We start from the raw sequence: 25903 nt of genomic DNA on the forward strand, positions 1-25903 counted from the left end.
GCTTCTTCATTCTTGAAGCTAAATACTCCTGTCCCACGTTCTTCCCAAACCTGTTATTTTCTACAACTAAACATCTTTTAATAAGCCTTTAAATAAGCCCATTGCGAAATCGTTGGCATTAAATGGTTCTAAATCGTTAATACCTTCACCTAGACCAACTAATTTCACTGGCAAGTGTAATTCATTCCGAATAGCAATGACAATACCACCTTTGGCTGTTCCGTCTAGTTTGGTTAAAACTAAACCAGTGACATCGGTTGTTTCTTTGAACTGTTTGGCTTGTGTCATCGCATTTTGCCCAGTAGTTGCGTCCACGACTAAGAGAACTTCGTGAGGCGCATCTGGAATTTCTCGTTGGATGACTCGTTTGATTTTTTCTAATTCCTTCATTAAGTTGACTTTGTTTTGTAAACGACCTGCTGTATCCACTAGCAAAACATCGGCCTGTTCTGCCTTGGCACGTTCCACTGCATCGAAAACGACCGCTGCTGGGTCGCCGCCAGCATTCCCACGCACAACTTCAACGCCAGCCCGTTCACCCCAAACAACTAATTGATCGATGGCGCCCGCTCGGAACGTATCGGCAGCGGCCATTAAAACTTTCTTTCCTTCCAACTTGTATTGATGGGCTAATTTACCAATGCTGGTTGTTTTACCAACTCCATTAACACCAACAAATAAAATCACGGTTAAGCCATTTGGCTGTAAGTTAATCGCATTATTTTCATTAATTCCTGCTTCTTCATACAAATCAACCATTTTTTCAATGATGGTATTTTGAACTTGAGCTGGTTTTTTCACGTTTCGCAGTTTCACTTCTTGTCGCAAGGCTTCTGTAATTTTTAAGGATGTATCAAAGCCTACGTCTGCACCAATTAACGTTTCTTCTAATTCTTCAAAGAAATCTTCATCGACGCTTCGGAAATTAGCAAACAATTCGTTCAACCGTTGACCAAATGTTTTACGCGTTTTTTCCAAGCCTTTTTCATATTTTTCTTGGACCTGCTCTTCTTTCGACTCTTCAATTTCTTCTGAAACCTGCGTGTCTGTTGGTTCTACCAACGGAGTCACGACGCTACTTTCTTCCTCAGGCGCTTCCACAACAACTTCTTGTGTTTCCTCTGCCAAGATTTCTTCTGGCTCTTCTTCTAACGCTTCTTCTACGCCAGCTAATTTTTCCATTTCAGCGTTATCTGTTAAATCGGCTGTTTCTGTGACTTCTTTCGCTGTCGTTTCTGGCGTTGTTTGCGCCTTTTCTACTGCGGTTTCTTTTGATTCAGCAGGCGCTGATTCATCACTAGGTGTTTCGTCTACTGTTTCTTCAATTATCTCTTGTTTTTCTTCTTCCTTTTTTTCAGCGGAAAAAGCTTTTTTAATTTTATCAAAAAATCCCATTCTTATTGGCCTCCTTCCAACGGCGTTAAAATATATTTTTCGACCGCTTTGGCAACGCCATCTTGGTCATTCGTGTCTGTGACGACATCTGCGGCTTCTTTAACTAATGGAATCGCATTTGCCATGGCGACACCTAAGCCAGCGTATTCGATCATCGGTAAATCATTTTCTTCGTCCCCTAGGGTCATGATTTCTTCTGCACGGATTCCTAAATCTTTGGCTAACAAGGAAATACCATATGCTTTCGTAATCCCTTTTGGCATAAATTCTAATAAGTTATTTCGCGTTTTAATAATTTCAAAGCGCTCATAAAAAGAGGCCGGAATTTCCTTGATGCGTTCATTTAAATACGCTTCATCAATCGCAACAACAACTTTATTATAAATTCGATTCGGGGTTAACTCTTCTAATTTGTAGGACTCAAAGGTTAATAATTTGTTTAGAGAACTATAAATTGAAGGATAATTTGGGGCAGAAGGCAGTTGCATCACGACCTCATCGGATAAGACATCAAACGGCATGTTGAGTGTGGTTGCTAATTGGTACAGCTCATGAATCGCTTCCAAGGGCATCAATGTTTTCTCAATAATGGCTCCTGTATCATTTTTTTGAACCAACCCGCCGTTAAAAGTAATGCTATAATCGCCTTCATCTTGTAAACCTAATTCTTCTAAGTAAGGACCAATAGCTGCCAAAGGTCGACCTGTGCAGATAACAACTTTCACGCCTGCTTGTTTCGCAGCCATCAGTGCTTGTTTGTTCCGTAAAGAAATCTCTTTTTGGCTATTTAATAATGTTCCATCTAAATCAATAGCAACTAATTTTATCAAACGTTCGCTCCTCCTTGCTTCTGGCTAATTGCTTTTTTCAATTGCGCCACCTTCTTTGACCTCTTCCAAGCGAACTGAAACGATTTTTGAAACCCCAGATTCTTGCATAGTCACGCCATATAAAACATCTGCGGCTTCCATTGTCCCTTTACGATGCGTCACCACAATAAACTGTGTGCCATCTTCAAATTCGCTTAAATAATGGCCAAAACGAGCAACGTTGGCTTCATCTAAAGCTGCTTCTACTTCATCTAAAATACAGAACGGAACTGGTCGAACACGAATAATTGAAAAGAGTAACGCAATCGCCGTTAATGCCCGTTCGCCTCCAGACAACAAGCTTAAATGTTGTAATTTTTTCCCTGGTGGTTGCGCCTCAATCTCAATCCCTGTATTCAAGAGATCCTCTGGATTGGTTAGCACCAGTTCTGCCCGTCCGCCACCAAACATATTAGGAAATACCACTTTGAACTGGCCACGAATTGCTTCAAAGACTTCTTTAAACCGTTCTTTCACTTCTTGGTCCATTTCATCCATGGTTTCAAATAATTGTTCTTTCGCATTTAATAAATCATCTCGTTGACTGACTAAAAATTGATGGCGCTCATCGACTTGTTCAAATTGCTCGATGGCACTTAAGTTAACAGGTCCTAACCGCTCAATTTCTTGTTTTAGGCGTTTCACTGTTTGCTGCGCTTGCGCCAAATCATCGATTGGGAAATACGCTTCATAGGCAGCTTCAAAGGTTAAGCTGTATTCTTCCTGTAAGTAACTTAATGAGCTATCTAATTGCATTTCTGCACGATTTTTTAGGACTTCGATTTGTGTTTTATCTGCTAAATACTGTTGTTGGCGTTTGTTTTCTTCCGCTAATTTTGTATCTAACTCGTCTACTTCTTCTTGCAACGCTTGTCGTTGACTACGTGCCGTTTGTAAAGACGTTTGCAACGCTGTTTGTTTCTCCGCTAATTGCGCGACTTGTGCCGCTAAGCCTTCTTCGGTTAACTGGTGATCGCTAGAATGGCTACTTAATTGTTGTAGCTGTTGACGGATGGCCGTTTCTCGAATCAACAATTCGTCCAATTGTTCTTGTTTGTCTTGCTTTTGACGAGCAAAATGGGCACATTGTTCCGCCGCTACTGCTTGTTCTGCTTGAACTGTCGTCAAGCGTTCTTGCGCTTGGGCTTTAAAGGTTTCCATTTGGCTAGCTTCTTGTTCCACTTGTTTCATTTCAACATCTAAACGTTCTTTCGTTGCCGTTAAGTTTGCTTGTTGCTCTGTCAATGTGGCTTTTTTCGTTTGATATTCGGTTAAGAATTGATGCAATTCCCGTGATTCATATTCAAACAAGCGTTTTTCTTTTGTTAAACGAGTAATCGTTTCTGTTTGATTGGCTAATTTATTGTCAATTTCTTGTTGTTTTAAGCGATTTTGTTCACCAGCAGAGCGCAACATTTCTGCACGTTCCGTGGCTGTTTTCACTTCTTGCGAGAGCGCTTGGACTTCTTGTTCTACACTTCTCAGTTGTGTTTCTAATTGAGTCATTTGTTCAGTAATTGTTTGAAGTTCTTGCGCTTGTGAAAATAGGCTTCCTTGGTTGCCACGTTTATTGGCTCCCCCAGTCATCGAACCGCCAGGATTCATCACATCGCCTTCCAATGAGACAACGCGATATTGGTAATTGACTAATTTTGCTAACTGGTTGGCACTCGTTAAATCTGCCGCTAAAATCGTGACGCCTAAGAGATTTTGAATAACGGTTTGTACTTGTTCTGGATAACGAACTAATTCACTGGCAATCCCCACGAAGCCCGGTGCACCAGCCAAACGATTCTGAACCATCGCCGATACAGAGCGTGGCTTAATGGTAGTCAATGGTAAAAAGGTTGCTCGGCCACTGTGTTGTTGTTTTAAGAAGGTGATGCCTGCTCGACCATCTTTCTCATTTTCCACAACAATATGTTGCGCCGCACCACCTAGGGCCGTTTCAATCGCCAACGTATATTCTTTAGGCACTTCAATTAACTCAGCCACTGCGCCAACAATCCCAGTTAATTGGTTTTTGTGACGCAATACAGCTTTCACGCCTTGATAGAAGCCAGCGTAATTTTCTTGAATTTCTTGCAAACTTTTTTGGCGTGCCTTCGCTTGTTGCACTTGATTCATCGCTTGGTACATATCGTTTTGACGCTGTGCTAATCGTTCACGCTTAGCTTCAAGCGTTGCTTTCAACGCAGTGTATTCTTCCAACTGTTCTTGTAAGCCTTGTTTTGCAACTTTTTGCTCTTTTTCTAGCGTCTCTTTCATTGCGAGAGCTTCAACCATCTGTTCTTCTAGCGCTTCGTGTTTTGCTAACGATTGTTGATTTTTAGCTGTTTCTTGTTGATATTGTCGTTCTAAATATTTTAAGTCATTGGCTGTATTGGCTTGTTCTTGCATGACTTCCACATACTGACTGCGCAATTCTTCCATTAATTCTTTAGAAGACTTACTATATTTTTCCACATCTTTCGTTGCCAAAGCCAATGCTTCTTTTAACGTCTGACGTTGTGCCGTTTTTTCTGCGATTGCTGTTTCCAGCGTCTGCAATTCTTCTCGATAACGAACAATTTTTTCGGCCGTTTCTGCCAATGTCTCTTCGTATTCGCTTGCCGTTTGGGAGGTGTGTTTGGAACGTTCAATTAAAACATTTTTTTGTCCTTCTGCTTGTTTCAACGCTTCTGTCACTTGTAATAATTGTTGTTGTTCCGTTTCAATTTGTTCATCTAAACGATTGCGCTTGCTGCGTAAACGTACCAATTTGCCTTCTAAGTCATGGACTTGCTTACTTGCGCCGGCTAACTTTTCTTCAATGGCTGTTAATTCTTGCGTTTTCGTTTCCCAAATAGCTTTTGCTTCTTGAATTTCGGTCACAGTTAAATTGACATCAATTTCGGTAAGTTCTTCTTTCAAAGCTAAATACTTTTTAGCCGCATCTGCTTGGGCGGCTAGAGGAACTAATTGGTCTTCCAACTCGTAAATGATATCTTGGACACGGCTTAAGTTGTCCTCAGTTTCGAAAAGCTTTTGTTCAGCCTTTTTCTTCCGTTGTTTGTATTTTAAAACGCCCGCTGCTTCTTCAAAGATCCCACGACGGTCTTCAGGTTTACTATTAAAAATCGCTTCAACTTTCCCTTGCGAAATAATTGAAAAAGATTCTTTGCCTAACCCTGAATCCATAAATAAATCTTGAATATCTTTTAAACGGCACGCTTGTTTATTAATAAAAAAGTCACTTTCGCCCGTTCGTTTTAAACGACGGGTGACACTAATCTCACTATAATCCAATGCTAAATAATGGTCGCTGTTGTCTAACGTCACGGTAACTTCCGCAATATTTAGCGGCTTACGACCTTCCGAACCGGCAAAGATAATGTCGTTCATTTTGCCACCGCGAAGGTTTTTCGCAGATTGTTCACCTAATACCCAGCGAACGGCTTCCGTGATATTACTTTTCCCACTTCCATTCGGACCAACCACTGCTGTCACATCATCTTCAAATTCAATAATGGTTTTATCTGCAAATGATTTAAATCCTGTAATTTCAATTCGTTTTAAATACACGAATATTGCTCCTTCCAGCCTTACTGAGGAATACTTTTCAGTGCCCGCTCAGCGGCATCCTGTTCAGCTAACTTCTTCGATTTTCCTTGGCCTAACCCAATGAGTTCACCATTCATGTAAACTTCAGTGAAAAAGGTGCGGTCATGAGCAGGGCCTTCTTCTTTAATTAAGCGATATTCAATTGAAACATCGCCTTTGCGTTGTAAAACTTCTTGTAATTGTGTTTTGTGATCCATCTCATGTGAAAAAGCACCGGCATCAATTTTCGGAAAAATAACGTCTTCAATAAATTTCTTGGCTGCGCCAACTTTTTGGTCTAAGTAGAGGGCACCTAAAAAGGCTTCAAATAAGTCACATAATAATGATGCACGTGTTCGTCCGCCCGATGCTTCTTCTCCTTTACCTAATAAAATGTAGTTGTCGAAGTGACATTCTTTCGCAAATTTGGCTAAACTATCTTCCCGAACGATGGCTGCGCGCATCTTCGTTAATTTTCCTTCTGGAAGTTCTGGGAATTTTAAATACAAATATTGTGAAACAATTAATTCTAAAACTGCATCTCCTAAAAATTCAAGACGTTCATTATCGGATAATTTTAAATAGCGATGCTCATTCACATAGGATGAATGAGTAAAAGCTTGCTCTAATAGATTGACATCATGGAAAACAATGCCGTAACGTTCTTTTAACTCTGTTGTTAACTGATTGTCCATTCTCCACATTCCTTTACATTTATTTACACCTTGTTTCATTATACTTTTTTTTTCACTTTTTTTAAATGGTTCTATTCAGAAAAAGCCTGTTATTCACTGTGTTCTCATTATTTTTTAGAAAAAAATAAATAAATAGAGCTACGACTGAGACAAAAGCGTTTGTTTACGTAAGAGATAGAAAGAGCGTGGGACAAAAATCACTTTGGATTTTTGCGCCACGCTCAAAAACTGATAAACGTCGGGAACAGAAGCAACTCCTCCTTATTTCTCGGAGTTAAACACTTCTGTCCCGACCTCGTTCTATCTCTATTAAATCAGCGGAACGTTGTTTAACGTTTTTCCGCAGTGACACCCACCGTTGCCCATGGATTATCTTTCGTATCAACTGCCCAAGTAAAGTCAACTACACGGTCGTTGACAGGCAAGACTTCATTTCTGTAAAGCGTTGGGATTACAAACGCTTCATCAATGGCATACTCTTGCCAATCGTAGAAGGCTTTTTTACGTTTTTCTTCATCAAATGATGCTTTTGAATCAATCGCATCAAGTAATTTAGTATTTTCTTCTGACTCAAAACGTGTATAGTTAAAGGCTGAGTTTGGACCATATAAGCCGGTTGGTGAAGGATCTGAACCTGTGCCCCACGCGCCTTGATAGATATCTACTTCTGGGTCATCATTTTTCAATTTATCATAGAATGCTTGGAAATCAATTAAGCGTCCTGTTGTATACGTTACGTTTAAGCCAATTTCTTTCCATTGTTGGACATAGTAATCAGCAAGTGGTTGTGCAGTTTCGCCGCCTGACATTGAAGCAAACTTGATTTCTAGTGTTTTGCCTTCTTTGTCTTCGCGAATGCCATCGCCGTCTACGTCTTTATAACCAGCATCGTCTAATAATTTTTTCGCTTTGTCTAAATCAAGCGTATAGCCTTTCGCTTCGCTATCATGCAAGCTCTTGAAGACTGGTGGAATTAACGTTGTTGCCCCTGTTCGTAAGCCGTTGTAGAATTTTTGGCCGACTGCATCATTGTCAATTGCATAGCCCATGGCTTGACGTAAGCTTTTATCTGCCATTTTAGCTTTTGGATTGTATTTCACTGTATTGGTTTCTTTGTCAAACGTACCCATTTTAAAGCCAATATACGTGTAGGCTTGTTCGGGACGTCCTAAGATTTGATACCCTTCAGTATCTTTGTATGTTGGATACGTATCTGTTGGCATTGATAATGCAATATCGTATTGTTTCGCTTTCATCGCTTCTACAATGCTCGCAGAAGGAACAGATTTGAACACTAATTTATCTAATTTAGGTTTGCCACCGTAGTAATACTCATTTGGTAGGTATTCAACAGATTCACCTGTCACAATATTACTCATGTAGTATGGTCCAATAGTCACAGGGTTTTTACGAACTGCATCGCTTGACTCCATGTCTTTGACAGCAATTCCTTCAAAGGCATGTTTTGGTAAAACTGAACCCCAAACACCGCCACCTAATTGTTGCATTCCTGGGTGAACTTCTTTATAAGTGATTTTAACTTCTTTATCATTGACTTTTTCTATGCCAGAAATGGTTGGCGATTTACCAGCATGGTAGTCTTCCATACCAACAATATTCGTAAAGTTATCATCATAACGAATCCCTGTATAGTCTTTATGACCAATGACTTCATAAGAGAAAATCACGTCATCTGCCGTCACATCTTTACCGTCAGACCATTTCAAATTGTCACGTAATTTAATGGTTGCTGTATTGGCATCTTCATCTAATTTCAGATCCGCAGGACCCCCATCGACAATCTTAAAGTCTGCATCATTGTTAAATAATGGCTGTACCGTTGGAAGCATGTATTGTGCATCATAGTTGTCTTGATAAAATTCTTGCTGGAAAAGTCCTTGGAATTGTGTATCCATAACTACAGCGACATCTAATGTCCCGCCATCAATTGCTTTTTTATCATTTTTAACAGCGATTGGCATTTTTGAAATGTCTTCTGTTTCCGTTGCTTTATTGCCCCCGCCTTTATTGCCGCCACCACATGCAGCTAACCCGAATACTAACACAGAAGCTAACGTGATTGCACCTAAAATCCGTTTCTTGTTCATCTCTTTTCCTCCCTCATTTTTTGGCTAATTAGCCTAATCGTTGTCGTGCATCTGCTGAGCGCTTAAATGCTTGTCCAACATAGTTTATACTTAACATCAAGACTAAAATTAGAATTGATGCAGGTAACCAAACCCATTGTTTATTGACTAATACATCCCCACTGCTGGCGTAGCCAATTAAGGTTCCTAAACTTGGGACACTTTGTGGTAACCCGAAGCCTAAGAAAGTTAACGTTGTTTCGATCCCGATATTGGCCGCGAAATTAATCGTTAAGTTCGTAATAATTAATGAACTTAAATTCGGCATAATTTCTCGAAACATAATTTTAAAATCGCTTGTTCCCATTGTCTTAGAGGCACTAACGTAATCTCGGCGCCCTTCAGATAACGTTTTACTGCGGAACAACCGCGCTTTTCCAACCCAATAAAACGCACACATAATCCAAATAAAGGACCAGATACTATATTTAGGAATCACGGAAACGAACACAATAATAATTAACATAATTGGCAAAATCATAATAAAATCCACGATACGCATCAAAATATTATCAATCATACCTCCATAATAACCGGAAATAATCCCTAAACCGACCCCGATAATAGACGTAATAATCGTAATGGCAAAACCGATTAAAATCGAGTTCCTAGCCCCGATAATCAATTGTCCTAAAACATCACGACCCCCTTCATCGGCACCTAAAATGAACTTGGTGCCATTCATTGTAACGGTACCTGGTTCCGCATATTTATCTAAAATACTTACATGCATAACGGCACTTTGGTCTAACACTAACGAACCGATAAAAACGGCTAATAAGATAATGACCAAAAGGATTAAAGAAAACATCGCCATTTTTTCTTTGACGAATTCTCGCGCAATCATCCGAAAGCCCATTGGTGGAATACTTTCTTGTAAGACTTCTTCTCTTTTTTCTTCTGTCAATTCCATTTTTATCACCCTTTCTTCGTGTTTTTTCTACTGAATTCGAATTCTTGGATCAACAATACTCATTACAATATCAGAAATTAAGGTTCCGATAAGGGTTGCCAATCCCAAAATCAACACGAGAGCGGTAATAACGGAATAGTCACGTTGAATGATACTATCAATAAATAATTTTCCAATTCCTGGGAAAGCAAAAATCTTTTCAATAACGACTGATCCGGCAATCAAAGCAGTAATTTCATAACCTAATTGAGAGGCAATTGGTAATGCTGCATTTCTAAAAATGTGTCGATTAAAAATTTTATTCGTTGGCACTCCTTTTGAACGAGCAGTACGAACAAAGTCCATGTTTTTAACATCAATCACTTCACTGCGCAAATATTGAATAGTGACCGCTGTCCCTAGCAACGCTTGAGTGACCCCTGGTAAAATTAAATGCTTCAGTTTATCTAAATAATACGGCCACGTTCCCTCAGCCAAACCAACAGTCACGGTTCCACTCGTTGGGAACCAGTCTAAGCGATACCCAAAAATAAAGAGCATAATCAAGGCAAAGATGAATAATGGCACGGCAAAACTGAAGAAGTTGTAGATAACCACCATTTTGTCAAACCATGAATTTTGGTAACGGCCAGCAATTAAACCGAAAGGAATGGCGATTAAATACGTGATTATAACTGACACAGCGGCCAATGCAATCGTATTCCCCACCCGACCAGCAATGAGCGTGGACACAGGTAACTTAAAGATAAAACTATGACCAAAATCTCCATGTAAGGCATTGCCAATCCAACGGAAATATTGTTCGTACCAAGGATCATTTAACCCGGCAGCTTCGCGCATGGCTTCAATCACTTTCGGGTCTTGGTTCGGATTAATCAATCCTGTAAACGGATCACCTGGCATCATTTTAGCCAACAGGAAAATCAAGACACTTAAAATAATCACTTGCGGAATCATCAATAACAAACGGCGTAAAATTGTTTTCCACATTATTCAGCACCTCCATTTTTTAACGCTACTTGGTGGGTTGGACTAATCGCATGTAAGTTATAAACCCGCCCATTTTCATCATAATAGTCTTTATGATTTTCCCGATACTCTTGCTCAACTCTTCTTCGTTCTTCTTTGTGAGCTTCTCGGTTCGCTACGTCAATTTTAGGAATTGCTGAAAGTAAGCGTTTGGTATAAATGTGTTGTGGATTAGTGTAAATATCTTGGCGTGTACCGATTTCTACAAAACGGCCTTTGTACATAATGGCAATGTTGTCACACATATGTTTAACTACGCCCAAATCATGGGAAATAAATAAGTAACTTAACCCATATTCCTGTTGAATGTTTTTCATAAAATTCAATACCTGTGCTTGCACAGATAAATCCAGTGCTGAAACAGGTTCATCTGCAATAATTAATTTGGGGCTGGTAGCCACCGCTCGGGCGACGCCTAAACGTTGGCGTTGCCCACCAGAAAATTCATGAGGATATTTGTACAACGCATCTTCTGGCATCCCCACAATATCCAACAAACTTTTGACTTTTTTCTTTTCTTCTTGGTCACTTAACCGTTCAAAATTTCGAATTGGTTCGGCGATAATATCTAGTACTCGTTTTTTAGGGTTTAAACTTGACATCGAATCTTGGAAAATCATTTGGACATCTTTGTTGTATCCGATCGCTTTTCGACTTCGCGGCTTGGTTACATCTTGTCCTTGATAAATAATTTCACCATTTGTAATTTTTTCTAAACCAATAATTGCTTTTCCTGTCGTTGATTTTCCAGAACCCGATTCACCAACTAACCCATATGTTTTACCTTGTTCAATCATGAAATCCACACCATCAACCGCCAAAACATGATCAGTGATTCGATTGAAGAAGCCGCTGCGAATTGGATAATGAACTTTTAAATCTTTAATTTGAATAATTTCTGTCATTACGCTTCCCCTTCCCCGTCTCTAAAATGAAAATGTTTATAACATGTACAACGAACAAAATGATTCGGTGCAACTTCATGTAATGTTGGATTTTCTTCATGTTCCGATGCATCAATCCAAGGAATTCGTGGGGCAAACCGACAACCTTTTCTAGGTAATTTGGTTAACGAAGGAACAATCCCTTCAATCACATGAAGTTCTTCTTCATCTGAATTCTCTTGGGGAATGGACTGAAGTAAGGAACGTGTATATGGATGTTTCGGATGACTAAACAATTCTTCAGCAGTGGCTACTTCTACAAACTGACCCGCATACATAACCGCTACACGATCAGCCATTTCCGCAACTACACCTAAGTCATGGGTAATTAAAATAATGCCGCTCCCTGTTTCTTCTTGCAAATCTTTTAACAAATCGAGAATTTGTGCCTGAATGGTAACGTCTAAGGCCGTTGTGGGTTCATCTGCAATTAAAATCGGTGGTTTACACGCGATTGCAATGGCAATAATCACCCGTTGGCGCATGCCGCCAGACAATTCATGAGGATACTGTTTCCCGACACGCTCTGGGTTGGGAATCCCCACTTGATCTAACAGTTCAATGGCCCGTGCTTGTTTTTGTTGTGCGGTCATTTTGGTATGATACGTGAGACTTTCTTTAATTTGGTCTTCAATTCGCATGAGCGGATTCAGTGCAGACAACGGATCTTGGAAAATCATCCCAATATCGTTTCCTCTGACTTTGTTGTACAATGTTTCATTAAACGTAGTTAAGTTTAAATTGTTGTATAAAATTTCCCCAGTAATTTTGGTATGATTGGGATCATGTAAGCCCATAATCGTTGTTGCTAAGGTACTTTTTCCACAACCAGATTCTCCGACGATTGCCAGAATCTCATTTTTCTTCAATTCAAATGAAACATCATCGACGGCATTATAATAATCATCTTTGATTCTAAATGCTGTTTCTAATCCTGAAACCTCTAGTAATTGTTCATTTCCTTGCATCCATACGCACCCCTTACGTCCTTTCAAAAACATTATATAAATTAACTAATATTTAATGATAGCACTTTCTAATTTTTATCAATGTTAATTTACAGCTCATTGTTTTTTCATAATTTTATAGAATTATTCCATAAAAAGCAAGATAAAATAACTTTTTTCGCAGTTATTTTTTTACATGTATGATTTTTTTTACAAAAATATGTGTAAAAATAGCCTTATTGCTTAATAAAATAACCATTATGTACGCAAAAAAAGTCGATTAACAGGAATGTTAATCGACTTTGTCTTATTATTTTTTATGAATTACTCACAATATAATCTACAGCAGCACCAACTGTTTCAATTTTTTCTGCATCTTCATCTGAAATCTCTGTTCCAAATTCATCTTCAAGTTCTAAAACAAACTCCATTACGCTAATTGAGTCAGCGTTCAAATCATCTTTAATGTTTAATTGATCTGTTACTTGATCCGCTTCAATATCAAAGTGGTTTGAGATAATCTTCGCTACTTTTTGAAGTACTTCTTCACGAGTCAACTGTATTCACCTCCACTGCTTTTGAAAAAAGGTTCTTTCTTTTACTAAAACGCTAAGATACATTGTACTCACAATTTGGGTATTTGTCCATCTTTTTTTCATTTGAGTAACAAACTGATGTCAAGACAATTGCAAATTACTCTGCTTTGCCTTCATAATATTCCACTAATTGTGGGACAACTTGGGTTTCTAACATTGTATGAATTTGACGAATGGTGTAGCGGACGGCATCAGGACCCGTGGCCCCATGCGTTTTAATGACTGGCGCTTTTAAGCCAAATAAAACCGCTCCCCCATGTTTTGAGTAGTCCATTTCGTCTTTCATGCCACGCAACGCATTCTTTAATAATAAGGCGCCCATTTTTCCTTTGACACCTTCAGAAAGAATCGCTGTTTTCAGCAAGCTCATCATGTTCATAGCTGTGCCTTCGATGGATTTTAAAACGGCGTTTCCTGTGAAGCCATCTGTCACCACCACGTCAGCTACGCCATTTAATAATTCTCGTGCTTCAACGTTTCCGACAAAATTAATCGTTTCATCTGCTGCTAACAATTCGAAGGCTTTTTTCGTTAATTCACTGCCCTTTGTTTCCTCAGTTCCGTTATTTAATAGACCGACACGAGGATTCTGAACGTTCCGAACTTTTTCAGCATAGAATGAACCTAAAACGGCATACTGAACCAAATGTTCTGGTTTATTGTCTGCATTGGCTCCTAAATCTAACATGTCAAACCCTTTGTCTGGTTCTCCCATGACAGGTAAAGTTGACATCAAACCGGGACGTTCCACATTTTTGATGCGGCCGACAATGAACAGACCCGCTGCTAATAGCGCTCCGGTGTTGCCTGCAGAAAAAATCGCATCGGCTTCCCCATTTTTAACTGCTTGCGCTGCTAAAACCATGGAAGCAGTTTTCTTACGACGGATTGCTTTAACTGGCTCATCGTCACTAGCAATTTTTTCATCGGTATGAATAATCGTAATGTTTTTTTCATCGGTGATGTATTTTTTTATTTCGGCTTCTTTTCCATATAATTGAAATTCAATGTCTGGGAAGTCTTGTTTGGCTAGCATAACCCCTTCAACAATTGCTTGTGGGGCGTTATCTCCACCCATTGCATCTACAGCAATTTTCATGAGTGATTCCCTCCTACTTTTTTGTTTCCTAACAAGTATAACATATTTTTTTCAAAGAAATACGCATTGGCTTTTACTTTCTGGCTTCAAAAATTACCTCTTCTAATCGAAAAATTGGACCGCCTCATCTTGGGGTTTCACTCGATTGGCTAAGCCTTGATAAGCAGGATATTGCCACCACTCTTTCACTTTCCATAGGGCACTTGCTTCTTGGCGCGCAACTTCTAAAATGTTAAAGTCCGTCACGATATCTCCTACCGCAAATTGAGGCACCCCTGATTGCCGTGCACCGAACACTTCCCCAGGTCCGCGAAGTTCCAAATCACGCTCACTCAAGACAAAACCATTGGTGGTTTCTGTCATGATTTTCATACGCTCAACGCCCATTTCATTTTTCGGATTGGCTACTAAAATACAATAAGAAGCACTGGAGCCACGCCCCACACGGCCCCGTAACTGATGTAACTGTGCTAACCCAAACCGGTCCGCATCCATAATTAACATCACCGTGGCATTTGGTACATTCACGCCAACTTCAATAACTGTGGTAGAAACCAATAATTGTAGCTGATTGTCTTTGAACTCCTGCATAATGTCATCTTTTTCTTGGTTTTTCATTTTACCGTGTAGCAATCCCACTTGATATCTTGGGGAATAAAAGCTTTGCATATGTTCAAAAATTTCTGTTGCGTTTTTCACATCTAAGGCTTCTGATTCTTCAATCAAGGGACAAATAATATAGGCCTGATGTCCTCGAGCTAGCTCTTTTTCCATCCATTCTAAAACAGTATCTAACTGCGGCGGCCGAATCCAACGTGTTTCGATTGGAATCCGTCCAGCTGGCATTTCATCGATGATTGATACATCCATTTCGCCATAGGCTGTAATGGCCAGCGTTCGAGGAATCGGAGTGGCCGTCATGAATAAAACATCTGGTTTTAAGCCTTTTTCTCTTAATATTTTTCTCTGATTCACACCAAAACGATGTTGCTCATCGGTGATTACCAAACCTAATTGATGGAAACTGACATCTTGTTGTATCAAAGCATGGGTCCCTACCACAATGTCAATCTCGCCATTGGCCAGTTCTTCGAGAATTAGACGACGTTCTTTCGTTTTGGTGGAACCTGTTAATAAGGCCGTCCGAACTTCTAATGGATCAAACAACTGCTGTAAGCTTTCCATGTGCTGTTGCGCTAAAATTTCAGTCGGAACCATCAACGCTCCTTGAAAGCCAGCGGTCATGGTGGCGTATAGCGCAATCGCAGCCACTACCGTTTTCCCACTCCCCACGTCACCTTGAAGCAATCGTTGCATATGCTTCGGACTTCGCAAGTCTCGACAAATTTCATTGGTCACTTTTTTTTGGGCGCCTGTCAATTCAAAAGGCAGTCCTTGGGTGAACGTTTTTAAGCGATCCACGTCATATTGAATAGCTAAACCATTTTTTTCCGCTTTTTCTTGTTTCTTCAGTCCTTGCATTTTAAGTTGGAAAAGGAAAAACTCTTCAAAGACTACTCGCCGTTTAGCTTGATGGCTTTCTTCTGGATTACTGGGAAAATGCATCGCCCACATTGCTTCTTTTCTAGGCATCAAGCGGTACTTTTCTAATAAATCATTCGGTAAAATCTCTTCAACCAGTGAACCATACTCTTCAAAAGCAGTGCGGATTAACTGAACCAACGTGCTTTGGCGGACTTTTTTATTCACATGATAAATGGGGGCGAAATCTTCATTGTCTCCTTTAGAAGCTAAGATTTTCATGCCATTTAATGATTTTCTCTTGGCATCCCATTTGCCATAAACAGCAATTTCTTCGGAAAGAACTACTTTGTCTTTTAAAAAAGGTTGATTGAAGAAGGAAACATTAATGACCGCATGTTCCTGCATCATTCGAAACGTTAACCGGCTCTTCTTATAACCGTACCGACTAACGACTGCTTCCGAAACCACTAGCCCTTTTAGCGTAACTTTTTCCTGATCCTGAATCTCACTTAAATCCTTTTCTTGGATATCATCGTAGCGGAAGGGATAATACGTCAATAAGTCTTCAATTGTAGCAATCCCCAGTTCTTGTAAATTTTCAGCACGTTTTGGGCCAACACCGGGCAATACGCTGACTAAATCTGTGATGTCCATAAAATCCCCTCCTCATTAATATACGCAAAAAAATGGATCATTCATTAAATAGGCTGGTTCATTAGCCCTAACTAATGAACCAGCCTATTCGTTTTTATTTTTTCATCACGAAAACCTATTCTGCTGAGAATAAGTATGGATACACAGGTTGTCCACCTTCATGAAGTTCTGTTTCTAGTTCATCGTTTTCAGAAACTAAAATAGCGATTAGCTTTTCAGCTTCTTCAACCGAACCATCTTCGCCGACAATAATTGTCACGATTTCAGTGTCTTCATCGATCATGCGGTTCAACGTGTCTAATGATGCATTAAAACGATCTGCTTCAGAAACGACGATTTTACCATCAATCATTCCTAAGAAGTCATCTTTTTTAATTTCAACGTCATCAATGGTTGTGTCACGAACAGCTGTGGTTACTTGACCACTCACAACGCTGTCTAACATTTCCGTCATACTTGCTTTGTTTTCTTCTAATGATTGTTGATCATTGAAAGCTAACATTGCTGTCATTCCTTGAGAAATGGTTTTAGATGGAACAACCGCTACTGGTACATCGGCAACTTCTGCTGCTTGATCAGCCGCCATAAAGATGTTTTTGTTATTTGGTAAGATAACGACTTGCTCTGCATTCACTTCTTTGACTGCTTTTAAAATATCTTCCGTACTTGGGTTCATTGTTTGGCCACCACTAATAATGTAGCTTGCACCTAAACTTCGGAATAATTCTTGAACGCCTTCACCGGCTGCAATAGCAATCACAGCAAACGGTACGCGAACTTTTTCAGTCAACGCTTCTTGCTGAGCATCGCGTTCAACTAACGTTTCATGTTGTAAACGCATATTGTCTACTTTTATTTTTACTAACGAACCAAATTTTTGGCCGTAGTTCATCACTTCACCTGGATGCTCAGTGTGTACGTGAACTTTGATAATTTCGTCATCGTTAACGACTAATAGAGAATCGCCTAGTTCATTTAAGTAGTTTCTGAATGTTTCATAATCAAAAGCGCTGTCCACGGTTGGGCCTTCGCCGATACGAACCATAATTTCTGTACAATAGCCAAATTTAATGTCTTCTGTCGCAACGTGACCACTAACACCACGGTGATGTTCAGCATTAACCATTTCGTCCATTTCGGCAGGACTTGGTTCATACGTTTCAGTTGGTAAAAATTCACCACTAAGCGCTTCTAAAAATCCTTCATAGATAAATAGTAGTCCTTGACCCCCACTATCTACAACGCCGACTTCTTTTAGGACAGGTAATAAATCAGGTGTTTTCGCTAAAGCACGTTTAGCACCTGCTACAACAGCTGTCATAACTTCGATACAGTCATCTGTTTCTTTCGCTTTACGTTCACCAGAACGCGCCGCTTCACGAGAAACAGTTAAGATTGTTCCTTCAACGGGTTTCATCACTGCTTTATACGCTGTTTCTACACCATGTGTAAAGGCAGCGGCCAAGTCTTTGGCATTTAATGTTGTAACCTCAGGAATTTGTTTTGAGAAGCCACGGAATAATTGAGATAAAATAACCCCAGAGTTTCCACGAGCACCCATTAATAACCCTTTGGATAACGCACCTGCTAATTCTCCTACTTTTTCAGAGCGAGAATCGGCCACAGCCTTTGCACCACTGGTCATTGATAAGTTCATATTTGTTCCTGTATCACCATCGGGTACAGGGAAAACGTTTAATGAGTTGACATATTCTGCATTTGTGTGCAGACGAGTCGCACCTGCCTGGACCATTTCCTGGAACTGACCTGCGCTGATTTCTGTTACATTCACCTAAAAAATCCTCCTTCAGATTTACCGCTAACGGCAACACACGACTTCCTTGTGCAATTGCATCGTTGACAGTACACTACCTCTAATCCGGTAATACACGAACTCCTTGAACAAAAACGTTAACTGAATTCGCAGTGACACCTAATAATGTTTCAAGATTATATTTTACTTTTTCTTGGACGTTACGAGAAACTTCAGAAATTTTTGTACCATAACTAACAATCGTGTAGACATCCACTGCGATTCCGTTGTCTTCTTGACGAACAACGACACCACGTGAGTAATTCTCACGACGTAAAATATCGTTTAAGTTATCTTTAATTTGATTTTTGCTTGCCATTCCGACAATTCCGTAAATATCTGTCGCAGCTCCGCCAACTACTGTAGCGATCACATCATTGGTAATCTCAATGGTACCTGCGGGTGTTTGAATTTTTACAGCCATTGATGAAAGCCTCCTTATAAGAGCACATTCGCCCTATTTTCTTCCATAACATTTTATCATATCCAGCCTTTAATTAAAAGGAAGTTCGTCAGATATTTTCATTCTTCCACTTCTAAGTGAACATTCTAGCAAGATTTTAATTTACTCTTTTTGATTGCTAAAGTCAAATCATAGAAAAAAATCTTCTTGCAAATCAGTGCCTAATATGATAAATTAAGTTAGTATGAGCTGAATATTATCGCTCCAAGATCAAGGCAAAGGAGGAAACTTAAAATGGCAAAAGTATGTTACTTCACTGGTCGTAAGACTTCAAGTGGTAATAACCGTTCACATGCGATGAACTCAACAAAACGCACTGTGAAACCTAACTTACAAAAAGTTCGCGTATTAATCGATGGTAAACCTAAAAAAGTTTGGGTGTCAACTCGTGCTTTGAAATCTGGTAAAATCGAACGTGTTTAATAAACTTAAATAAGCAAAGCTGGACGTTCGTTGTTCGGCTTTTTTTATTGCATAAAAAAAGAGGTTGGACCTTCATCGCATTGATGAAGGTCCAACCTCTTTTTACTTGTCTTTACTTTGAATAACCGCAATCATCCCTGCATCGAAGGAAAAAGCAGCGGCTTCTTCGATAAATTCATTACTTGCATACGATGTTGGGTAAGGAACATCTTGATTGGTTAATAAATATTTACTGCGTCGTAGCGTCAAGTTTTCTACAGGCGTCAAACAGCAGTAGGCCAGATATTCTTTATCTGGCTCTTTTGGTACGATATACGAACCAGGGGCGTAATACTGGATGCTATTTTGACGATCGCATAGACGGATTTGACGAAGTACGCCTTGAAATCGTGGTTCAAAGGGTAACCAAAGATTGGCTAACAGGTGGTCAATTCTGCCCCCTGTCGCACCGATAATCGTCATCTCTGCTTGTGGAAATCGTTGTAAAGCTTCTTGAAGCGCTAATTGTGTATCTGTATCATCTTTTTCAGCAGGTGCTTGAATGAGTGTTTCGGCAGTTTCTTGGACAAAATGGTATTCTTCTCGTGATAATGAATCAAAATCGCCTACCGCTAATTGTAACGGTAAATCGGCCTCTAATAAATGGAGACAGCCGCGATCAATACCTACGAAATAATCATACGTAGCTGGTTCAAAGGTTGGCCAATCACTTGGATTACCGCCAGCTACCAGTAAGACACGACTCATTTGTCTAGCACTGCTCTCAGTGCATCGATTCGTTCTTGAGGATTTTCAGCATTATAAATGTAGGAGCCTGCAACAAACACTTCCGCACCGGCTTCTTTACAACGTGCGGCAGTTTCAGGAACAATCCCGCCATCGACTTCAATTTCATAGGTGTATCCTTTTGTTTCTTTCCATTCTTTTAATTGAGCAATTTTTTCTAGTGAGTTTTCAATAAATGATTGTCCGCCAAAACCTGGATTGACAGTCATTACCAAGACTTGGTCTGCTAAGTCTAATACATTTTCAATCATCGAAAGTGGTGTCCCAGGATTGATGGTTACGCCAGCTTTCACACCCGCATTTTTAATCATTTGTAAGGCACGATGAATATGGGGTGTTGCTTCTTGATGGACGGTAATAATATCCGCACCGGCTTCCGCAAAGGCATTGATATAGTTTTCAGGTTGTACAATCATCAAATGAACATCCAATGGTAGTTTTGTCACTGGACGAATCGCTGAAACGATATTCGGTCCTAAGGTAATGTTGGGCACAAATTGACCGTCCATAACATCAACATGAATATAATCTGCTCCTAATTCTTCTACTAAACGGATATCTCTTTCTAAATTGGCAAAATCGGCACTTAAAATGGATGGTGCTAGTTTCATTTGGCTCGCTCCCTTTATATTTGCTATGATTTTTTCTTATAAACAGGTCGTCGATTCTCGATTTCCATTAAAAACTGTAAATAATTTTCGTAACGACTCGTCGCAATGGATCCCGCTTCCACTTGACGTTTCACTTCACAACCAGGTTCTTTGTGGTGCATACATTCACGAAACTTACAGTGAGAGGCCGCGGCAACAAATTCAGGAAATTGCTTTGGTAATTCCACTGCTTCCATCTCCAAGAAATCGATGGCACTAAATCCTGGTGTATCAGCAACCAAACCGTCGTATAACGGAATCAATTCCACGTGACGGGTCGTATGTTTGCCCCGTCCTAAAGATTGGGAAATTTCCGCAGTTGCTAGTTGTAATTCTGGTGAAATTTGATTCAACAATGTTGATTTTCCAGCGCCTGATTGTCCCATAAAAACAGTCAACCGTTCTGGGAAAAAGCGTTCTAATTCTTTGGTGGCTTCTACGTCTTCCGAAGCGATTACCGCATAACCTAACGCTTCATAAATCTGTTTAATTTCAGTGACTTCTTGACGTTGCGGCTCATCTAATAGATCAACTTTCGTTAAATAAATAACTGGTTCTATATCCTTATACTCTAAGCTGACTAAGAAACGATCCAACAAATTAAACGAAAAATTTGGCGAAACCATACTCATGACAACCACACCTAGATCCACATTTGCAACAGGCGGGCGCACTAATTCATTTCGTCTTGGTAAAATTTCCAACACATAACCATCTGTTAAATTATCGCTTTCAAAAAGTACTTCATCTCCCACGAGTGGCGTAATTTTTCGATTACGAAAATTCCCTCGCGCTCTTGTTTGATATGTTTCTCCATCTGCGTATACATAATAAAAACCGCTTAACGCTTTTCTGATTTGACCTTTCAGATAAACCACTCCTAACTACTTTCGAATATACAGGATAGTGGCAGAGAAATCAAGGGAGCCTCTCGATTCTATTAATTAAAAAGAGCCTAGGACATAAGTCGAAATGACTTACCTTCCTAGACTTAAATCTTAAGATAAATGGCGAGACAGGAGCAGCTTCTTCTTATTGCTGAGAAACACTATTTGAAAAGCAAATAGATGTTAAACAGTACCTACTTGGTTCTTGAAGCTAAACCCTCCTGTCCCAACCTCTTGTCTTAATTACTCGTACTACTTTCACTAGTGGTGCTTTTTGAATCATTTGCTTTTGAATAATAAACTGTAACAGAGTCGCCTTTTTTGACTTTGCTGCCAGCGGATGGGCTAGTTCGTTCAACGACTTGGCCATCGCCAGAGCCAGATAATCCTTGTTCATTGATTTTAAGGCCAGCGTTATTGATGCTGTCTTCTGCAGCTTTTGGCGAATAACCTGAAATATCAGGAACAGTTACTGAGTCACTGCCTTTGCTGACATGTAAAGTAATCGTGTCATTTTTCGGATCAACAGCGGTACCAGAAGCTGGTTCTTGACTAATCACGGTATCTTTTTCAACTTTGTCGCTTTCTTCGTCCACTCGTTTAATTTGAGATTCTGGGATACCTAAAGCAATTAAGCGACTTACCGCATTATCGTAAGAAATTCCGCTATAATCAGAAAGTGTCACTTTGTCGCTACCTTTACTTACATATAACGTCACTTGGCCATTTTTAGGTGTCACGGTGCCACCTGGTGCGGGGTCTTGCGTAATGACTAAACCTGGTTCTACCGTATCGCTTGCTTGGTCGACACGCGTAATTTGAGATTCAGAAATGCCTAACTGTGCCAGTGCATTTACTGCATTTGTGTAAGAATAACCGGCGTAACTAGGCAAAGTAACCGCTTCTGGTCCTTCACTGACCGTTAAAGTGACTTTGTCTTTTTTCGGATCAACTTTTTTACCTGCAGCTGGTTTTTGTTTAATAATGTTATCTGTAGACACAGAATCACTGTATTCTTTTTTCGTTGTAATTTGGTCTTCTGAAAACCCTAGTTTTTTCAAGGCTTCGACAGCAGATTCATACGATTCGTTTGTATAATCGGCCATCTCAATTTTTTCTGTTCCAGAGCTGATGTACAAAGTAACAGATCGGCCTTTTTTCACAGATGATTTTGCTTCGGGGTCTGTTTTGACCACCTTGCCTTCTTCAATCTTATCGTCGGGAATTTTTTTGGTTTCACTATCGACTTTCAGCCCGGCACTTTGTAGCGCTTGTGAAGCGTCCGCTTTCGTTTCATTTGTAACATCAGGAACTTCAACGTCTTTACCACCCGACATTGCAAAGGCTAAGCCACCTATTGCTAAAGCAATTAATGCCGCAATTGCTAAGCCAATCCACAATTTTTTGCGGTTTTTCTTCGGTGGTTGTTCAGCTAAAATGTCATCTGCGATATCTTCTGGGACTTCGACAGGCGTTGTCTCTTCCGGTTCAGCGATGTCTTCGGGAATCGGAGTTAATACTTTCGTTTCTCCTAATAAAGCCGTTGGTTCCCACGCAGGTTCGTTTAAACGACTGGCTGACAAGGACGTGTATAAGTCTTCTGCCATCTCATTCGCTGTTTTGTAGCGATCGCTTGGGTCTTTTGCGGTTGCGTGACGAACCACATTTTCCAATGATTGAGGAATTCCTGGATCAAACATTTTGACAGAAGGAATTTCTTCTTGGAAATGTTTTAAGGCAATCGTTACGGCTGATTCACCATCAAACGGTACATTCCCCGTTAACATTTCATAGAGAATAATTCCCACAGCGTAAATATCTGATTGGTTGGTCGCCATGCTTCCGCGCGCTTGTTCTGGCGATAAGTAATGCACCGAACCTAACATTGTGTTCGTTTGCGTAATTGACGTTTCTGACAAGGCAATCGCAATCCCAAAGTCAGTAATTTTGACTGTACCGTGTTCGTCAATCAGAATGTTTTGCGGTTTTAAATCCCGGTGAATAATTCTATGTTCATGTGCCATTGCGACAGCAGATAAAATTTGTTGCGTAATATCCACAACTGTGGAATAAGGAATTGGGAAATGCGTTTGGATGTAACGTTTTAAGTCCATTCCTTTCACATATTCCATGACTAAATATTGTAGTCCATCTTCTTCGCCTACATCGTACACACTGACGATATTCGGGTGAACCAGCTCAGTTGCGGCTAGTGCTTCACGCTGAAAACGTCGGATGGCGGCTTGATCGTTTTGGAAGTCAAAGCGCAAGACTTTTACTGCAACGTCTCGGTCTAAAATTAAATCGTGTGCTAAATAGACGTTGGCCATGCCGCCGCTTCCGATGCTGCCAATAATGTGATATCGACCATTCAGCTTCTTGCCGATTTCTATCATTGGTTTTCCTCCTTCTGTTCGTCAAAGTGTATCACTAACACGGTAATGTTATCTAAACCACCTGCTTCATTTGCTTGGGCAACGAGTTGGCTTAATTTGGATTCTAAAGGATCTGACGTCTCTAAAATTTCTAAAATTTTTGTCTCAGGAACCATATTGGTTAAGCCGTCCGAACATAACAGTAAATAGTCATTAGGCAGCCATTCATGATTGGTTACATCGACTTCGACAGTACCAGGCATTCCCAAAGAACGTGTTAGGACATTTTTTCGTGGATGATTTGCAGCCATCTCACGAGTAATCTCCCCTGATTTTACTAGTTCATTCACTAAAGAATGATCTTCTGTTAATTGTAACATGTGTTGGTCACGAACTAAATAAGCACGACTGTCCCCCACATTTGCTAAGACAAATGAATCCGGTAAAAGAATGGCACCAACCACGGTTGTCCCCATTCCTAAATACTCTGGTTTCGATTGTCCGCGTTCATAAATTTTTTCATTTTCCTTTTGAATTGCTTGAATTAACCACTGTGCAGATTTTTCAGCTGAGTCGACAGACGCATTGGACCAACTCTCACCTAAATTATTGACTGCCATTTGGCTAGCGACATCACCTGCTTGGTGACCACCCATGCCATCTGCTAAAACAGCAAAGGTTATGTGTTGTTGGTTCTCAAAAACGTTGGCATAATCTTGGTTCGTATTTCTTTTGCGACCGACATCTGATTGAACGTTGATTTCCAAATTATTTCACCTCATTTGAACTAACTTTCCGCATACAGCAAATAAAGAAGCCATCTGTCATGTATTGATGGGGATACAGAACCAGTTCTTGCTCTTTTACTACTGCTTGGACATTTTCATTTGCAACAATTTCAATTTTTTCAAATTCAGGGTGTTTGGCTAAAAAGGCTGCCACCACTTCCTGATTTTCTTCTGGCGTAATAGTACAAGTGCTATAGACCATTATACCCCATTGTTTTAGTGTTGGGGCAACACTTTCTAAGATTTCTAACTGAATTTTAGGTAAATTTTGAAAATCATTGGCCGTTTTATGGTATTTAATGTCTGGTTTACGGCGCATTAGCCCTAAGCCTGAACATGGTGCATCAACTAAAATCCGATCAAAGGTTTCTGCGGGAAATTCTTCTGCCACTTGTCGCGCATCAAGCTTTTCTGCTTGGACGACATCCGCCACATGGAGGCGTTGCGCATTTTCATTAATTAGCTTAATTTTGTGCGCATGAATATCTAAAGAAGTCACACGACCACCTGCTTCAGCCTCTAAAAAAGTTGCGATATGAGTCGTTTTGCCACCAGGAGCCGCACAAGCATCCAAGACACGATGATGCGGTTCAATTTGCATCGCTGGAGCCACGAGCATAGAGCTTTCATCTTGAATGGTTAAACAACCGTTAATAAACAGTTCACTACCAGCTAAGTAGCCTTTTTCAGCGACAACACCATAAGGGGAAAGTTGACTTTCCTTCGCGGCAATCCCTGTTTCTTGTAATTCTTCCAGCGCTTCTTCTCGTGAAATAAACCGTGTGTTTACTCGGCCACTCGCATGGCTTTTTTCAAATAATGACAAACCCAACTGCCGTGTTTCTTCTTCGCCTAATTGGGCAAGTAATTTTTCTGTTAACCAACGTGGCATGCTAATTTCCGTTGCTAAACGATCAACTGGATCGCTAATTGCGGCCAAACTAGGTGCTCCATTTCGTTGGAACGCTCGCAGCACGCCATTCACGAATTTACCAATCCCAGGATTGCCACGACGTTTGCCAATTTCAACCGCTTCATTAATGACTGCATGATCGGGCACTTTATCTAAATAAAGTAATTGATATAACGATAAAATCAATAAATTTTTCACCCAATTATCGACTTTTTGCGGTTTCTTAACAAATGGTGTTAAGTAGTATTCCAACAATAATTTGCGACTAATTGTGCCGTAGACAAGTTCTGTAAACAAGCGGCCATCTTTCTCGCTTAGTTCTGATTTTGTCATCATTTCATTAAGTAAAAGATTGGAGTACGCCCCACCTTTATCCACACGTTCGATGGTTTCTAAAGCAACGTATCGAACAGAACGTTTTAATTTCTTGGGGATTTTTTCAGCCATTTT

At 40.1% G+C, this 25903-nt stretch carries 21 protein-coding genes; 1 reads left to right on the forward strand and 20 read right to left on the reverse strand.

All coding sequences use genetic code 11. The features are described from left to right. Nucleotides 1-66 precede the first annotated feature (66 nt). From ftsY to IGJ63_RS12175, 14 genes are all read right to left on the reverse strand, one after another. A complete protein-coding gene (gene ftsY / locus IGJ63_RS12110) occupies nucleotides 67-1395 on the reverse strand; it encodes a signal recognition particle-docking protein FtsY (RefSeq protein ID WP_438746540.1) in 1329 nt (442 codons plus the stop codon). 2 nt (nucleotides 1396-1397) lie between these two features. Next, complete coding sequence (locus tag IGJ63_RS12115) at nucleotides 1398-2225, reverse strand: Cof-type HAD-IIB family hydrolase (protein WP_002359053.1); 828 nt, start codon at nucleotides 2223-2225, stop codon at nucleotides 1398-1400. Nucleotides 2226-2249: 24 nt separating this feature from the next. Then, the gene (gene smc / locus IGJ63_RS12120) at nucleotides 2250-5828 is read right to left on the reverse strand and encodes a chromosome segregation protein SMC (protein WP_438746542.1); all 3579 of its coding nucleotides are present in this window, start codon (nucleotides 5826-5828) and stop codon (nucleotides 2250-2252) included. A 20-nt stretch (nucleotides 5829-5848) separates the two neighbouring features. Further along, nucleotides 5849-6541 carry a ribonuclease III gene (rnc, locus tag IGJ63_RS12125; protein WP_002354946.1) on the reverse strand — a complete coding sequence of 231 codons (693 nt, stop codon included), beginning with the start codon at nucleotides 6539-6541 and terminating at the stop codon, nucleotides 5849-5851. Between the two features lie 329 nt (nucleotides 6542-6870). Then, the gene (opp2A, locus tag IGJ63_RS12130; RefSeq protein ID WP_438746544.1) at nucleotides 6871-8649 is read right to left on the reverse strand and encodes an oligopeptide ABC transporter substrate-binding protein Opp2A; all 1779 of its coding nucleotides are present in this window, start codon (nucleotides 8647-8649) and stop codon (nucleotides 6871-6873) included. A gap of 28 nt (nucleotides 8650-8677) precedes the next feature. After that, nucleotides 8678-9601 carry an oligopeptide ABC transporter permease Opp2C gene (gene opp2C, locus IGJ63_RS12135; RefSeq protein ID WP_002365358.1) on the reverse strand — a complete coding sequence of 308 codons (924 nt, stop codon included), beginning with the start codon at nucleotides 9599-9601 and terminating at the stop codon, nucleotides 8678-8680. Between the two features lie 27 nt (nucleotides 9602-9628). Beyond that, a complete protein-coding gene (gene opp2B, locus IGJ63_RS12140; RefSeq protein ID WP_002354943.1) occupies nucleotides 9629-10591 on the reverse strand; it encodes an oligopeptide ABC transporter permease Opp2B in 963 nt (320 codons plus the stop codon). Further along, the gene (opp2F, locus tag IGJ63_RS12145; protein WP_002354942.1) at nucleotides 10591-11535 is read right to left on the reverse strand and encodes an oligopeptide ABC transporter ATP-binding protein Opp2F; all 945 of its coding nucleotides are present in this window, start codon (nucleotides 11533-11535) and stop codon (nucleotides 10591-10593) included. The genes opp2B and opp2F overlap by 1 nt, the downstream gene beginning before the upstream one ends. Continuing rightward, a complete protein-coding gene (gene opp2D / locus IGJ63_RS12150) occupies nucleotides 11535-12575 on the reverse strand; it encodes an oligopeptide ABC transporter ATP-binding protein Opp2D (RefSeq protein ID WP_002365359.1) in 1041 nt (346 codons plus the stop codon). The genes opp2F and opp2D overlap by 1 nt, the downstream gene beginning before the upstream one ends. Before the next feature lie 263 nt (nucleotides 12576-12838). Continuing rightward, nucleotides 12839-13078, reverse strand: a complete 240-nt coding sequence (acpP, locus tag IGJ63_RS12155) for an acyl carrier protein (protein ID WP_002354939.1) — start codon at nucleotides 13076-13078, stop codon at nucleotides 12839-12841. Nucleotides 13079-13214: 136 nt separating this feature from the next. Continuing rightward, the gene (gene plsX / locus IGJ63_RS12160; protein ID WP_002354938.1) at nucleotides 13215-14216 is read right to left on the reverse strand and encodes a phosphate acyltransferase PlsX; all 1002 of its coding nucleotides are present in this window, start codon (nucleotides 14214-14216) and stop codon (nucleotides 13215-13217) included. Nucleotides 14217-14318: 102 nt separating this feature from the next. After that, on the reverse strand, nucleotides 14319-16355 hold the full coding sequence (recG, locus tag IGJ63_RS12165; RefSeq protein WP_129194921.1) for an ATP-dependent DNA helicase RecG: 2037 nt from the start codon (nucleotides 16353-16355) through the stop codon (nucleotides 14319-14321). A 115-nt stretch (nucleotides 16356-16470) separates the two neighbouring features. Next, the gene (locus IGJ63_RS12170; RefSeq protein WP_173950948.1) at nucleotides 16471-18147 is read right to left on the reverse strand and encodes a DAK2 domain-containing protein; all 1677 of its coding nucleotides are present in this window, start codon (nucleotides 18145-18147) and stop codon (nucleotides 16471-16473) included. An 82-nt stretch (nucleotides 18148-18229) separates the two neighbouring features. After that, on the reverse strand, nucleotides 18230-18592 hold the full coding sequence (locus IGJ63_RS12175; protein ID WP_002354933.1) for an Asp23/Gls24 family envelope stress response protein: 363 nt from the start codon (nucleotides 18590-18592) through the stop codon (nucleotides 18230-18232). Nucleotides 18593-18865: 273 nt separating this feature from the next. On the opposite strand from IGJ63_RS12175, the gene rpmB reads away from it, so the two are divergent. Further along, the gene (rpmB, locus tag IGJ63_RS12180) at nucleotides 18866-19054 is read left to right on the forward strand and encodes a 50S ribosomal protein L28 (protein WP_002354928.1); all 189 of its coding nucleotides are present in this window, start codon (nucleotides 18866-18868) and stop codon (nucleotides 19052-19054) included. Between the two features lie 102 nt (nucleotides 19055-19156). On the opposite strand, the gene IGJ63_RS12185 is transcribed toward rpmB, so the two are convergent. From IGJ63_RS12185 to rsmB, 6 genes are all read right to left on the reverse strand, one after another. Further along, the gene (locus IGJ63_RS12185) at nucleotides 19157-19801 is read right to left on the reverse strand and encodes a thiamine diphosphokinase (protein WP_002354926.1); all 645 of its coding nucleotides are present in this window, start codon (nucleotides 19799-19801) and stop codon (nucleotides 19157-19159) included. After that, nucleotides 19798-20451: a ribulose-phosphate 3-epimerase gene (gene rpe / locus IGJ63_RS12190; RefSeq protein WP_002354925.1), complete on the reverse strand. Its 654-nt coding sequence runs from the start codon at nucleotides 20449-20451 to the stop codon at nucleotides 19798-19800. Before rpe ends, IGJ63_RS12185 begins: the two co-directional genes overlap by 4 nt. A 23-nt stretch (nucleotides 20452-20474) precedes the next feature. Then, entirely contained in the window at nucleotides 20475-21368 is an 894-nt protein-coding gene (gene rsgA / locus IGJ63_RS12195) for a ribosome small subunit-dependent GTPase A (protein ID WP_438746547.1), read from the reverse strand. A gap of 248 nt (nucleotides 21369-21616) precedes the next feature. Then, the gene (gene ireK, locus IGJ63_RS12200) at nucleotides 21617-23773 is read right to left on the reverse strand and encodes a serine/threonine protein kinase IreK (RefSeq protein ID WP_002365367.1); all 2157 of its coding nucleotides are present in this window, start codon (nucleotides 23771-23773) and stop codon (nucleotides 21617-21619) included. Next, entirely contained in the window at nucleotides 23770-24519 is a 750-nt protein-coding gene (locus tag IGJ63_RS12205) for a Stp1/IreP family PP2C-type Ser/Thr phosphatase (protein WP_002354922.1), read from the reverse strand. The genes ireK and IGJ63_RS12205 overlap by 4 nt, the downstream gene beginning before the upstream one ends. 1 nt (nucleotide 24520) lies before the next feature. Next, the gene (gene rsmB, locus IGJ63_RS12210) at nucleotides 24521-25900 is read right to left on the reverse strand and encodes a 16S rRNA (cytosine(967)-C(5))-methyltransferase RsmB (protein WP_002354921.1); all 1380 of its coding nucleotides are present in this window, start codon (nucleotides 25898-25900) and stop codon (nucleotides 24521-24523) included. Nucleotides 25901-25903: the final 3 nt, after the last annotated feature.

The sequence above is a fragment of the Enterococcus sp. DIV1375a genome (assembly GCF_051712205.1).
GTDB lineage: Bacteria > Bacillota > Bacilli > Lactobacillales > Enterococcaceae > Enterococcus > Enterococcus faecalis.